This is a genomic window from Shewanella sp. MR-4, assembly GCF_000014685.1.
Lineage (GTDB): Bacteria > Pseudomonadota > Gammaproteobacteria > Enterobacterales > Shewanellaceae > Shewanella.
Window position 1 is genome coordinate 3,467,601 of the sequence record NC_008321.1, and the last position, 14,262, is coordinate 3,481,862.

Annotated in this window: 8 protein-coding genes and 1 tRNA gene; 5 read left to right on the forward strand and 4 right to left on the reverse strand. The window is 48.8% G+C overall.

Annotation, left to right across the window (positions count from 1 at the left end):
• Positions 1 to 69: 69 nt before the first annotated feature.
• The 3 genes from dnaG (at position 70) to SHEWMR4_RS15250 (ending at position 4,141) form a co-directional block, all read left to right on the forward strand.
• Positions 70 to 1,794 (forward strand): DNA primase, encoded by a 1,725-nt coding sequence (dnaG, locus tag SHEWMR4_RS15240; RefSeq protein ID WP_011623656.1) that lies wholly within the window; start codon positions 70 to 72, stop codon positions 1,792 to 1,794.
• Between the two features lie 135 nt (positions 1,795 to 1,929).
• A complete protein-coding gene (gene rpoD / locus SHEWMR4_RS15245) occupies positions 1,930 to 3,780 on the forward strand; it encodes an RNA polymerase sigma factor RpoD (RefSeq protein ID WP_083757930.1) in 1,851 nt (616 codons plus the stop codon).
• Between the two features lie 284 nt (positions 3,781 to 4,064).
• Positions 4,065 to 4,141: transfer RNA gene (locus tag SHEWMR4_RS15250), tRNA-Ile, on the forward strand.
• Positions 4,142 to 4,361: 220 nt separating this feature from the next.
• Here SHEWMR4_RS15250 and SHEWMR4_RS15255 read toward each other — a convergent pair.
• Positions 4,362 to 6,482 carry a methyl-accepting chemotaxis protein gene (locus SHEWMR4_RS15255; RefSeq protein ID WP_011623658.1) on the reverse strand — a complete coding sequence of 707 codons (2,121 nt, stop codon included), beginning with the start codon at positions 6,480 to 6,482 and terminating at the stop codon, positions 4,362 to 4,364.
• Between the two features lie 419 nt (positions 6,483 to 6,901).
• On the opposite strand from SHEWMR4_RS15255, the gene SHEWMR4_RS15260 reads away from it, so the two are divergent.
• A complete protein-coding gene (locus tag SHEWMR4_RS15260) occupies positions 6,902 to 8,452 on the forward strand; it encodes a peptide MFS transporter (protein ID WP_011623659.1) in 1,551 nt (516 codons plus the stop codon).
• A 405-nt stretch (positions 8,453 to 8,857) separates the two neighbouring features.
• A complete protein-coding gene (locus tag SHEWMR4_RS15265) occupies positions 8,858 to 9,868 on the forward strand; it encodes an LLM class flavin-dependent oxidoreductase (RefSeq protein ID WP_041409113.1) in 1,011 nt (336 codons plus the stop codon).
• Positions 9,869 to 9,920: 52 nt separating this feature from the next.
• Here the strand turns inward: SHEWMR4_RS15265 and gabT are convergent, their stop codons facing one another.
• The 3 genes from gabT to SHEWMR4_RS15280 form a co-directional block, all read right to left on the reverse strand.
• Entirely contained in the window at positions 9,921 to 11,198 is a 1,278-nt protein-coding gene (gabT, locus tag SHEWMR4_RS15270; protein ID WP_011623661.1) for a 4-aminobutyrate--2-oxoglutarate transaminase, read from the reverse strand.
• Positions 11,199 to 11,300: 102 nt separating this feature from the next.
• Entirely contained in the window at positions 11,301 to 12,749 is a 1,449-nt protein-coding gene (gene gabD / locus SHEWMR4_RS15275) for an NADP-dependent succinate-semialdehyde dehydrogenase (RefSeq protein WP_011623662.1), read from the reverse strand.
• A gap of 56 nt (positions 12,750 to 12,805) precedes the next feature.
• Complete coding sequence (locus SHEWMR4_RS15280; RefSeq protein WP_011623663.1) at positions 12,806 to 14,092, reverse strand: NAD(P)/FAD-dependent oxidoreductase; 1,287 nt, start codon at positions 14,090 to 14,092, stop codon at positions 12,806 to 12,808.
• Positions 14,093 to 14,262: the final 170 nt, after the last annotated feature.

Below are 14,262 nucleotides of genomic sequence, written 5' to 3' on the forward strand. Positions count from 1 at the left end.
TATGAACAAGCCGTGCCTATGCGCGGCTTGTTTGTTTAAATTCGCGCAAGGCGAGATTTTAAGCACTCAATGGCAATACCTCGTGATTTTATCAATGAGCTAATCGCTCGCACCGACATTGTCGAACTTATCGACCGCAAGGTGCCCTTGAAAAAGGCGGGTAAAAACTACTCGGCCTGTTGTCCTTTTCATAGCGAAAAATCACCTTCGTTTACCGTTAGCCGCGATAAACAGTTTTATCATTGTTTTGGCTGCGGAGCCCACGGCAACGCCATCGATTTTGTGATGGAGTACGACAGACTCGACTTTGTCGATGCCATCGAAGATCTTGCCGGACAACTGGGCTTAGAAGTCCCAAGGGAACAAGGCTCGGGTAAACGCCAAGACGATGGCCTAAGCCGTGATCTATACCGATTAATGGAAGAAGCGAGCCGCTTTTTTCAAACTCAATTAAGACAACACCAAGATAAACAAAAAGTTATCGACTACCTCACCTATCGCGGATTATCCGATGATATTGTTGAGCATTTTGGGATTGGTTTTGCGCCCGACGGTTGGGATGGCTTATTAAGCCGCTACCGACACAGTCAAGATGCACAGGATAAACTCCTGACCACAGGCATGCTGATCAGTAATGACAGCGGTAAAAGATACGACAGATTCCGTGACCGCCTGATGTTTCCTATTCGCGACCGCCGTGGTCGTGTGATTGGATTTGGTGGCAGAGTATTGGGAGATGGCACCCCCAAGTACTTGAATTCGCCAGAAACGCCCATATTTCATAAGGGCAATGAACTCTATGGCCTGTACGAGCTAAAGCAACGTCATCGCGATCCCGATAAGGTACTGATCGTCGAAGGCTATATGGACGTGGTTGCCCTCGCTCAATATGGCGTGGATTTCGCGGTCGCCTCCCTTGGCACTTCGACAACGGCGGAACAATTCCAATTGCTGCTGCGTAGTGCAAAGGAAGTGATTTGTTGTTATGACGGCGATAGAGCCGGTAATGAGGCCGCCTGGCGCGCCTTAGAAACCGCTTTACCCCTACTAAAACCTGGGGACAAAGTGCGTTTTATGTTTTTACCTCAATCAGAAGATCCGGATTCAATGGTTCGTAAGATTGGTAAAGACGCCTTCGAGCAAATGATGGAAAGTGCCATCACGCTGCCCGAATTTTTGTTTGATACATTAGCGACGAAATTTGGTACCGATAAAGGTAACTTAGCCAAACAAGCCTTTGGCCTAATTGAAAAAATTCAAGATACTGTGCTGCAAAACCTACTGCTTGAGAACTTAGCTCACAAATTAGGCATGAACAGCTCAGACGATATGAAGAAAAAACTGGGTTTTAGTGTCAAACAAACTAAGCCCACTACATCAACGGGACTCAAAGGACGCGGTACGCCATTGCGACTTGCCATCGCCTTGTTAGTACAGCATCCCGAGCTAGGAGTGGGATTATCCCCACAACCGGCATTAAACCATCTGCAAATGCCAGGCATCGACTTGCTGCCATTGCTGTTGGAATTAACACGAGAGCATAGGTTAAACAGCGCACAACTACTTGAGCAATTCAGAGACAGCCCCCACAGCGGGACGCTGCATAAATTAGCCCAATGGGACCATCAAGTGGCGGATGAAAACCTGCTCGAAAAGTTTAAACAGACCCTGGTTTGGTTGAACAATCAATATATTGAACAACGATATCAGGAATTGAGTCTAAAACAGACCCATACTAAGGAAGAGAAGATCCAGCTGCAGAAGCTGATCTCAGTCATGAAAGGACTAAACTGAGGCAAAAATGTCCTCATTCAGTATCCCAGTGACTAGCACAGGTAAGTGCACATGGCTATAATTGACGATTTGCGCGGCACTTAGCACGAGCTAACTGTCCGTCGTTGTAACAGTTTCCCAACTTGGATGATATCTATGGATCATACTCCGCAGTCGCAACTCAAGCTGTTGCTTGCCAAAGGTAAAGAGCAAGGTTACTTAACCTATGCAGAAGTGAACGATCACTTACCTGCAGACATGGTCGATTCTGACCAGATCGAAGATATTATCCAGATGATAAATGACATGGGTATTCGGGTGTTTGAAGAAGCGCCAGATGCCGATGACATGATGATGTCGGAAGACAACACAGACGAAGATGCAGCGGAAGAAGCCGCAGCCGCCCTTGCCACAGTAGAAAGTGAGCTAGGCCGTACCACAGACCCTGTGCGTATGTACATGCGCGAAATGGGTACCGTTGAACTGCTGACCCGTGAAGGCGAAATTGTTATCGCCAAACGCATCGAAGAAGGCATCAACACAGTTCAAAGCTCTGTCGCAGAATACCCACAAGCGATCGCCATGATCCTTGAACAGTACGACCAATACGAAGCCGACGAACTGCGCCTGTCTGATATTATCTCTGGATTTGTTAACCCGGACGAAGAAGACCTAGGCCCAACCGCAACCCATATCGGCTCTGAATTATCGGAAGAAGATCTTGATGATGAAGATGACGATGAAGAAGATGAAGACGAAGACGGTGATGGCGACGGCGATGACGATGGCAACAAGGGTCCCGATCCTGAAGAGGCGCGTGAACGCTTTGGCCAATTAAGAACGGCCTACGAAAATGCCCTTAAAATCATCGAAGCCAAAGGTCGTGAACATCCTGAATCGATCAAAGCACTGTTTGAAATCGGTGAGATTTTCAAAGAGTTCCGCCTAGTACCCAAGCAGTTCGACCGCTTAGTAAAAAGCATGCGTTCTATGATGGACCGTGTTCGTGTACAAGAGCGTCTGCTGATGAAGCTCTGTGTCGAACAGGCCAAGATGCCGAAGAAGAATTTTGTTAAGTTCTTCACCGGTAACGAAACCAATTTAGATTGGTTCGATGCTGAAAAGAACTCGAACAAGCCTTATGCCGAAGGCTTAAAAATGGTTGAAGAAGACGTTCAGCGTTGCCGTAGCAAGCTGGCCGCCATCGAAGAAGAAACTGGCTTAGTCATTGCTGCCATTAAAGACATCAACCGTCGTATGTCAATCGGTGAAGCCAAGGCTCGCCGTGCGAAGAAAGAGATGGTTGAGGCAAACTTACGTCTGGTAATTTCTATCGCGAAGAAATACACCAACCGTGGTCTGCAATTCTTGGACTTAATTCAAGAAGGTAACATCGGTTTGATGAAGGCAGTTGATAAGTTCGAATACCGTCGTGGTTACAAGTTTTCGACCTATGCGACTTGGTGGATCCGTCAGGCAATCACCCGCTCAATCGCGGACCAAGCCCGTACAATCCGTATTCCAGTACACATGATCGAAACCATCAACAAGCTGAACCGTATCTCTCGCCAAATGTTACAGGAAATGGGTCGTGAGCCTTCTCCTGAAGAACTGGCAGAGCGTATGATGATGCCGGAAGATAAGATCCGTAAGGTACTGAAAATCGCTAAAGAACCTATCTCCATGGAAACCCCAATAGGTGACGATGAAGATTCGCATTTAGGTGATTTTATCGAGGATACTACCCTCGAATTACCACTGGACAGCGCCACTAGCGAAAGCCTGAAGAGCGCGACCCATGAGGTATTAGCTGGCCTAACAGCCCGTGAAGCGAAAGTACTGCGTATGCGTTTTGGTATCGACATGAATACCGACCACACGCTGGAAGAAGTGGGTAAACAATTTGACGTGACCCGTGAACGTATCCGTCAAATTGAGGCGAAAGCCCTGCGTAAACTACGCCACCCTTCACGCTCGGAAATCTTAAAGTCATTCTTAGACGAATAGTCAACCCAAGCTTAATCCCCAAGCCCCGCCTAGCGGGGCTTTTTATTAGTGCTCACAAGCTAAACATAAAATTCAGACCAATTTGCCATCGTCCTTCAAGATCAAATGGTTATAAATCAAACTCCGAATCCAATCACTTCAAGTAACCAAAGCCAAAACCACAGTTGATTAACAGATAACCACTTGAATCAATTCGGTGAATTTCATCAAAAAACACGGGTGACAAGCGCAAACAAGCTTAGTATACTGCCACTCGCTTTAGGTAATGACGATTACCTTTAGTCGGCCCCTTAGCTCAGTTGGTTAGAGCACACGACTCATAATCGTTAGGTCCACGGTTCAAGTCCGTGAGGGGCCACCACCCAATTCAACAAAAAAGCCCATTTAAAAATGGGCTTTTTTGTATCTGCAATCTATCTATTTTATCCAATGCCTAGCGCGACTTATCACCCGATAAGAGTGAAACGTATATTCGATTTATCAGAACCAGAAAAAATAAAGGCACTAAGCGGGATCCACTTAGCACCTTGTTATCACTTATATCTGCCTCGCCATAAACTGCGCGATAGCAATTAGTTTAATTAGGTCTTCAGCTTACCTAACTGCTGATGTTGTTGTTTCACCAGTTCGGCGAGGACCACACTGCTTTGCTGCGCTTCACCCGCAAGGCGCGCCAGCTCCGAGGCCGAATCGGAAATGCCTGTAATATTGCGGTTCACCTCTTCGGTTACGGCGCTTTGTTCCTCCGCCGCGGCGGCGATATGTGTCACCTGAGAAGAGATCTCCTCAATTTGACTGACCATAGAGTTGAGCGACGTGAGTGCTTGCTCGGTTTGCGACACGGCCATCTGCGCACGCTCAGCACCTTTATCAATAATGCCAGACGCACTGTGGACTTCTTTTTGTAAAGCATCGATAAGTACACTGATATCATCGGTCGAGCTTTGAGTTTTAGAAGCCAGTGCCCTCACCTCATCGGCCACTACGGCAAAACCCCGACCTTGTTCACCGGCCCGCGCCGCCTCAATCGCAGCGTTTAGGGCGAGCAAGTTGGTTTGCGCGGCAATAGAACTAATCACCTCGAGAATACGACTGATATTAGTGCTGCTTTCCGCCACTTTGCTCACCGCAACTTTAGCCTGCATCGACTCCTGCGACATAGTGGTCACATACTCCATCGCTTTAGTCAGGTTCTCTTCACTGAGGCGTACATTGCGCGACATAGCTTCGGTTTCAGCAGCAGTTTGTTCAGAGGCTTTCGCTACTTCAAGCGCCGTGGCACTCATCTCATTGACCGCGGTTACCACGCTCTCAATTTCGCCGTACTGACGATGGACGCTATCTCGGGTCAACTCCGCAATTTGTGCCGAGGAGAGACTTTCCTCCTGAGTGCGTCCCGCGAGCGTTTTTAACTCGCTGATCAAGTCTTTTAACTTATGGATAAAGGAGTTAAAGCCTTTACCCAGCGCGATCAATTCCGCATGGGCATCCACCACAATGGATTGCGTCAAATCCCCATCGGCACTGGCAAGGTGTTCCACACGACCCTGGATCATTTTCAGCGGAGCGATAATACTGCGGATCACTATGCTAATCGTCACGACAGCGAGTAAAGAAACGGTTAATCCCACAACTAACAAGATGCTACCAAGGGAGGTCGCCATTTCATCCATTTTATCGTTCAACTCAATTGAGCTCTTAAAGGCCTGTGCTTTAGGAACTTGAATTGCCAGAGACCATTCCGCCTTAGCCAGTGGAATTTTTATCGGATAGGCCACGATAATCTCATCATCGCTCGCCATATAGCCGCCATTCTTATGTAAGCTAATAATTTGTGAGGCTAATTTAGGATCGATAGACTCACCCAAAGGACGCGCCTTTTTACTACCATGGCTGGCAGCAACCACTAATCCACGGGTACTGAGTAAAGTGACTTTAGCTTGACCGCCATAAAGGCTTTTAGAGAGTTTATCAATTAAGGCTTGAAATACAGGCAAGTTCACATCTATGCCTACAACCCCAATAAACTTCTTATGTTTCACCACAGGTACAGTTAACGATGTCATCAATGCCGTATTACCGGGGCTGATTTCATAGAGATAGGGCTCCATCAAACAAGGTTTTAAGGTTTCCATGGCGCATAAGTACCATTCGGCTTCTCGGATCCCAAACTCGTTTAAGGTGGCGACATATTTTTCTGCTGAATCATCCACTTGGTGATGTTCGACCGTGCCATCGTCATTACGAGTGTAATACACCTCTAATGATCCTGATGACGCGACGCTATGACTAACCTCGACATTTAAAAACTCACTGTCGAGGCCATCGTAACCATTAGGCTCAAATTGCGCATACATTGAGGATATCTGAGTGTTTTTCTTTAACACCGCCGCAATGGCTAACTCTAGACGGTCACGCTTTAATGGCAGCTCTTCCGCGGTACTTTCTAACATGCCAGAAAAGGAATAAGGGATACGATAAGCTTCGTTGATAAAGCCCGCCACCATCTCGCCATATTCGCCAGCACGAGCCTCGAGTTTGTCACGGGTTTCGGTTTGTAATGTTTCTTGCACCTGATTGGACAGCTCAGTGTTTTGGTCTGAGAGGGTCCACCAGAGACTGATAGAAAGGATGGCAACTATTGAGAGAAATAGAGCGGAAGTGATCCACAACAACTTAGTACTGATGGACAAATGCTTCATCGAATAAACTCCAAAAGATTGAAGGTCAAGAGCCTAATTATTTTGATCTAGTTCATTTTTCTTTTTGCTTCTTAGTTTAAAAAATAGCATCCAGTCACGAGATTACCAGCCTTTAAGATAGTGAATTGTTAACTATAAGTAAAACTTTCTACTGATGTAGTTGAAGCCTATCGCGGTAATTTTTCGATACGGAGAGAATTTGATATTTATCGGGAAATGCCACACGACGACATGACCTAACTCACAATAAGCTTCCGCGGACTGGCTACCATTTTTTTACAAAAATTAATTCCAGATTAAAAATGCCCATTTCATTTGTAACAAAGTCTATTCTGTCGCGTTGTGGCATTGGTTTGCACAGACTCTCGCCTTATACTCTTGACCTCTAACACAAAACAACAATAACGGAAGCAAGCTTTATGACTCTTGGTACCAATCAGGTAAGCAAGACACATTCATTTATGACTGTGTCACTTATCGAATTATGGGAACGTTTTGGTTATTACGGCATGCAGGCGCTGATCGTGTACTTTATGGTGCAGCGTCTTGGCTTTGATGACTCCCGTGCAAACTTAGTTTGGAGTGCCTGTGCGGCGCTGATTTACGTGTCGCCAGCCATTGGTGGTTGGGTTGGGGATAAAATTCTCGGCACCAAACGCACCATGCTGCTCGGTGCAGGCATTTTATCTGTCGGCTATGCCCTAATGACAGTGCCAACTGAAAACACTTGGTTTATGTTCTCCGCACTTGGGGTAATTGTGGTCGGTAACGGCCTGTTTAAGCCCAATGCCGGTAACTTAGTCCGTAAGATTTACGAAGGCGACGATTCTAAAATCGACAGCGCCTTTACCATCTATTACATGGCGGTAAACGTAGGCTCGACCTTCTCTATGCTGCTAACGCCTTGGATTAAGGACTATGTAAATGCCCAATACGGTAACGAGTTTGGCTGGCACGCAGCCTTTGCCATGTGTTGTGTGGGCTTAATCGTCGGCTTAGGTAACTATGCACTGATGTACAAGAGCCTCGCCAACTATGGTTCAGAGCCAGATACTCGCCCAGTTAATAAGAAGAACTTGGCGATCGTCTTGGTATTAGCGGCGCTTTCGGTTGTTGCTTCAGCCATTATTCTTGAATATGAAGATGTTGCCCGTGTATTCGTATATGCGGCTGGTGTCGCGGTATTAGGGATTTTCTTCCATTTAATTCGTACCAGTGAGCCAAGTGAGCGTGCAGGCCTTATCGCGGCGCTTATCCTCACAGTGCAGACCGTCTTCTTCTTTATCTTCTATCAACAAATGTCGACCTCACTGGCCCTGTTTGCGCTGCGTAACGTCGATTGGGATTTCCAAGTCTTTGGTACCCATTTATGGACTTGGTCTCCTGCACAGTTCCAAGCACTGAATCCAATCTGGATCATGGTGTTAAGCCCAGTTTTGGCCTGGAGTTATTCTTGGGCGGGCCGCAATAATAAGGACTTTTCGATTGCCGCTAAGTTCGCCTTAGGTTTTGCGGTTGTCGCTATTGGCTTCTTTATCTACGGTTTTGCAGGCCAATTTGCCGTTGAGGGTAAAACCTCTTCTTGGGTGATGATTTGGGGTTATGCCTCATACTCTCTGGGCGAACTGCTGGTGAGCGGTCTTGGTTTAGCCATGATCGCCCGCTACGTGCCTGCACGCATGGGCGGCTTTATGATGGGCGCGTATTTCGTGGCATCGGGGATTTCCCAGTACTTAGGCGGCGTTGTAGCCAACTTTGCTAGCGTGCCACAGGACTTAGTCGATCCGCTGCAAACTCTGCCCGTTTATACCAATTTATTCAATAAATTAGGTATTGCGGCCGTGGTCTGTACTTTTATCGCCTTAGCCGTATTGCCGCTGATGCGCCGTTTAACAGAAAGCCATCATGCCCATAACAGTATTGAAGATAATGCTTCGGCCTCACTGCGTGATGTGAAAGCCGAGCAATAATCCTTCACTCGCATAAACGATTTGTGAGCGATAAAAACTGCCGACAAGCCTTGCTTGCGGCAGTTTTTTATACCTATGCGTTACAGCTCATCACTAAACAGTCTGATATTTTTTTCGCAGATTTTCCACGTATCCCCTTGGGGTAAGGCTTTCAGCCTTGTTCGCGAAAACAAGATGTTCGGTTCCAGTTTTAGAGCGGTTTGAGCCTAAGTTTTAACCTTGTTTATGGATTAAGCATCACCATATCCTAGGGTAAGACTCCATCAGCACTTGGCTGACTATTTAGCTAAACTCCCATGACCTAATCAATGGGAGCCAAGCATAAGGTATTCCGCCACAGAGCTGACTCACCCATAAGGCGCTTAATTTATGTCTATATCATCCACTTCAACATCAGCAGCCCCCATATCTCAGGCAAAGTCTCCCCTGGCGGATATTCCCTTTTCACTCTTAGAACTCGCCCCCGTACGTCAAGGCGCCAGCATCGGAGACACGCTACGCGCAAGCCTGCAATACGCTAAGGTTGCCGATGAGTTAGGTTTTAATCGATTCTGGTTTGCCGAGCACCACAATATGCTCGGTATCGCCAGCGCCGCGACATCGGTATTAATTGGCTATATTGCCGAGAATACTAAGCGCATTCGCGTCGGCGCGGGTGGGATTATGCTGCCCAACCATGCGCCCTTAGTGGTTGCCGAGCAGTTTGGTACGCTCGAAAGTCTTTATCCTGGGCGTATCGATTTAGGGCTTGGCCGCGCTCCTGGGAGCGATCAAATCACCAGCCGCGCCCTTAACCGCGATATGAGCCGCGCGGAGCAATTTCCCGCCGAGGTGAGCGAGTTACAAACTTTGCTCGGCGACTACAGTGGCCATCATCCCGTAAGAGCGATTCCCGGCGAAGGCACCCATGTACCGATTTGGCTACTCGGCTCTAGCCTGTTTAGCGCCCAGCTTGCGGCACAGCGCGGCTTACCCTATGTCTTTGCAGGGCATTTTGCGCCAAGATTCCTCTACGATGCGATTGAGATTTACCGCCGCGACTTTAAGCCATCTAAGGTGTTGGATAAGCCCTATGTTATGCTTGGCCTGCCGCTAATCGCTGCCGAGACGGACGCCGAAGCCGAATACCTGAGCACCACCTCCAAGCAACGGGTACTTGCGCTGATCCGTGGTGAGGCTCTGTGGTTAAAACCGCCCGTGAACAGCATGGATGGCCTGTGGAGCGAGCAGGAAAAAACCTATGTCGATAACTTCTTAGGCTTATCCGTCACTGGTGGCCCCACCGCCATCAAGCACCGCTTAGAGATGATAGTGAAAGAGCTGGGTGTCGATGAGTTTATCTTTACCAACGATTTGTATGATCAGGACAAACGTGAGCGTGCACTGCAAATCCTGATGGAGATAAAAGGCTCTTAAGCGTTAAACCACGCCATAAAAAATCCCGCCTAAGCGGGATTTTTTATGGCTATTAACCTTTTAACACGGCATCGAAGCAGGCTTTAAGAATCCCCAGCCCCGCACCGAGCTGCTCGTCTGGCACTGTCAATGGCACCAAAATACGCAGCACGTTTCCGTAGGTACCGCAGGAGAGGAGGATCAATCCTCGGTTTCTGGCCTCGGCTAAGATTTGGGCACAGTACTGAGGCGCGGGTTTACCATCCTCCATCAACTCAATGGCGATCATCGCCCCTAGACCACGCACATCGGCGATTTGAGGATGTTCAACCTGCATAGTATTTAGCGCCGACTTAATGCGCTCGCCAATTGCATTGGCACGTTCAAGCAGCTTTTCCTCTTCAAACACCTCAAGTACGGCGAGCGCCGCCGCACAGGCCAGCGGATTACCGCCGTAGGTGCCACCAAGGCCACCGGGACCGATGGCATCCATGACTTCAGCTTTACCCGTAATACCAGAAAGAGGGAAACCACCGGCAATGGATTTAGCAAAGGTGGTGATATCGGCGCTCACACCCATTTGCTCCATGGCGAAGAAGGTCCCGGTACGACCCGCACCCGTTTGCACTTCATCGGCAATCAACATAATACCTTCACGGTCGCAAAGCGCGCGTAAACGCTGCATAAAGGCTGGCGATGCGGCATAGAATCCACCTTCACCCTGCACAGGCTCGAGGATGATGGCCGCGATATCGCTCGGCTCGGCATCATTTTTAAAGATACGTTCGATAGAGGCCATCGCATCATCATCTGACACGCCGTGCAGCGCACAGGGGAACTCGGCGCGGAACACATTGGCCGACATTAATCCCATCCCTTTACTGTAAGGCGCGACCTTTCCCGTTAACGCCAGTGCCGCCATAGTGCGACCATGGTAACCCGAGGTAAAGGCAATCACGCCCGCCCGCTTAGTGTATGCACGAGCCACTTTAACTGCGTTTTCAACCGCTTCTGAGCCGCTGGTGAATAAGGCCGTCTTCTTGGCAAAATCCCCCGGCACTAACTGATTCAGTTTTTCACAGACTTGAATATAACTTTCATAGCCAAGCACCATAAAACAGGTGTGGGAAAAGTCCTCAAGCTGCGCCGCAACGGCCGCCTTCACCTTAGGATGTAAATGCCCAGTGTTGAGCACAGCAATACCACCCGCAAAATCGATAAACTCTCGACCTTCAACATCCCACACGGTCGCGTTTTCGGCGCGAGCAGTAAAAACAGGATGAATTTGACCAACACCGCCTGCGACTGCGGCTTGGCGACGTGCCATCAATGAATCATTGGTTGTGCTCATTTAGTATTCCTTGCTCGCGTGCCTAACTTGGCTATACACAAATGTCGATAACAATGCCTATGCCCAAAGGGCTACCACTGGCGGTCTATTCCAAACTGATGCTTAAACAGACATACAGATATATTTGATTTCTAAATATTCTTCGATGCCGAACTTAGAGCCTTCTCGGCCAAGCCCTGAGGATTTCATTCCGCCAAACGGCGCGACTTCGGTGGAAATCAACCCAGTGTTGACGCCCACCATGCCGTATTCCAATGCCTCGGCCACTTTCCACACGAGTGAGATATCACGGCCATAAAAATAAGCCGCCAAGCCAAACTCGGTATCATTGGCTTGCTTAATCACATCGTCCACATCGGTAAACTTAAACAGCGGCGCCAGTGGGCCAAAGGTTTCTTCACGGGCGACACGCATACTGCTATCGACATGTGTCAGTACCGTGGGCTCGAAGAAGTTGCCACCTAAGCTATGGGGCTTGCCTCCCGCAACCACCGATGCCCCTTTGCTGAGCGCATCCTCAAGATGGCTCTGGACTTTTTCGACCGCCGCGCGATTAATGAGGGGGCCCGTAGTGACGCCTTCAGTAATCCCCTCACCCACCTTTAATTTGCCCACGGCAATACTGAGCTTGCGGGCAAATTCGTCATACACGCCCGCCTGAACATAAATACGGTTAGCACAGACACAGGTTTGCCCCGCATTGCGATACTTAGCGATCATGGCGCCTTCAACCGCCGCATCGATATTGGCATCGTCGAATACGATAAATGGCGCGTTACCGCCTAATTCTAAAGATAATTTTTTCAGAGTCGGCGCGCATTGCTCCATTAACTTAATGCCCACTTGGGTCGAGCCAGTGAAAGACAACTTACGCACAGTTGGGTTGCTACACATCTCATTACCAATGCCGATAGCATCACCAGTGATCACGCTGAACACTCCTGCAGGGATCCCGGCGCGCTCGGCAAGCACGGCTAAGGCTAATGCGGTAAAAGGCGTTTGCGGCGCAGGTTTCACCACCATAGTGCAACCTGCCGCCAGTGCTGGCGCGGCTTTGCGGGTGATCATCGCCGCAGGGAAGTTCCAAGGAGTAATGGCCGCAGTCACGCCCACGGGCTGCTTGATCACCATGATGCGTTTATCGCCCTGATGCCCAGGAATCGTATCGCCATAGACGCGCTTCGCCTCTTCGGCGAACCATTCGATAAAGGAGGCGGCGTAGGTGACTTCTCCCTTAGCTTCGGCGAGGGGTTTACCCTGCTCACTGGTCATCATTAGCGCTAAGTCATCACTGTTTTCATTGAGTAATTCAAACCAGCGGCGCAGCTTGGCACCACGCTCTTTTGCGGTAAGCGCCCGCCATGCGGGCAAGGCCACTTCGGCTGCCGCAATTGCCGCTTGAGTTTCGGCTTGCCCCATCACAGGGACACTGGCGATCACCACGCCCGTCGCGGGATTGGCGATAGCGACAGTTTCTTTTGACTGTGCATCGCACCACTGACCATTGATATAACATTGCTGACGCAGCAGACTCGGGTCTTTTAACAACACAGGAAATTCCTCTCGCGGCGAGGTAATGCCTTACCTCGTATAAAAATTCAAATAAATTAGATACCTAACTTGTCTCTTAGACTGTAATACCATGCCCCCAGCGCACTAAAAGGCACACGTAAGGCGTGACCACCGGGGAAAGGATAATGGGGCAGCGCTGCAAAAGCATCGAAACGCGTGGCTTGACCATTGAGCATTTCGGCAATTAACTTGCCTGCCAAGTGGGTATAAGTGACGCCATGGCCACTACAACCCTGTGAATAATAGATATTTTTACCAATACGGCCGACCTGTGGCAAACGCGATAAGGTCAATAAAAAGTTACCAGTCCAGGCATAATCAACCTTAACCCCTTTTAACTGAGGGAAGGTTTTGAGCATATTCGGGATAATCAGGGATTCGATATCCGCAGGGTCGCGGGCACCATAAACAACACCACCACCGTAGATCAGACGCTTATCGCCAGACAGCCTGAAATAATCCAGCAGATAGTTACAATCTTCGACGCAGTAGTCTTGGGGTAATAGACTTGCAGCCAACTCTTCGTCCAAGGGCTCTGTGGTGATCACTTGAGTGCCACAGGGCATAGACTTGGCTTGCAATTCAGGCATGAGTTTACCGAGGTAAGCGTTACCCGCCACCACCACAAACTTGGCTTTTACACTGCCCTTAGCGGTGTGCACCACTGGACTATCGCCTTCATCGACTCGCAGCACCGCTGAGTCTTCAAAAATCTTTCCGCCGAGGGATTCTACCGCGCGGGCTTCACCCAAGGCTAAATTCAGCGGATGAATATGGCCGCCGCTCTTATCTAACATACCGCCGACATAGCGCTCAGTATTTACCACAGAACGAATGCTGTTTGCATCGAGCAGCTCAAGCTTGCCCATGTGGCCATGGCTTTCCCATAACTGCTTTTGATGGCGTAAATGGCCCATCTGCTTTTCGTTCATCGCCGCAAATACGCCGCCATCCTTTAGATCGCAGTCAATGTTGTACTTAGCAATACGTTCACGGATGATGCGTCCGCCCTCGAAGGCCATTTGTCCAAAGAGCTTGGCTTGTTCTTTGCCAACGGTTTTTTCAATGGTATCAATGTCACGGCTATAGCTGTTGACGATTTGTCCGCCATTACGCCCCGAGGCGCCCCAGCCAATTCGCGCCGCTTCGAGCACCACCACACTAAAACCCGATTCGAGTAAATGCAGTGCGGCAGACAGGCCTGTGTACCCCGCGCCAATCACACAAACATCGGCTTCAATCGATTCCTGTAAACGCGCGCGCTCAACCTTATCGTTGGCCGATGCCGCATAATATGATCCAGTGTGAGGTATGGCTGACATGATGTTCCCTTGATTTTTATGTTCATTATTTTAAACAACTATCACATCCTACACCTTCAAATCGGGAAACACTAGCCATAAAAGCACAATAATTTACACAATGTTTGATATTTCAAACAAAGTGTCCTTGATGCCTTAACGGATTCGAAAATTACTGTGGAGGTACAGAT

Coding starts and splice junctions, on each gene's coding strand:
- dnaG (WP_011623656.1), top strand. CDS start 70: ATGGCAATACCTCGTGATTTTATCAATGAGCTAATCGCTCGCACCGAC.
- rpoD (WP_083757930.1), top strand. CDS start 1,930: ATGGATCATACTCCGCAGTCGCAACTCAAGCTGTTGCTTGCCAAAGGT.
- SHEWMR4_RS15255 (WP_011623658.1), bottom strand. CDS start 6,482: ATGAAGCATTTGTCCATCAGTACTAAGTTGTTGTGGATCACTTCCGCT.
- SHEWMR4_RS15260 (WP_011623659.1), top strand. CDS start 6,902: ATGACTCTTGGTACCAATCAGGTAAGCAAGACACATTCATTTATGACT.
- gabT (WP_011623661.1), bottom strand. CDS start 11,198: ATGAGCACAACCAATGATTCATTGATGGCACGTCGCCAAGCCGCAGTC.
- SHEWMR4_RS15280 (WP_011623663.1), bottom strand. CDS start 14,092: ATGTCAGCCATACCTCACACTGGATCATATTATGCGGCATCGGCCAAC.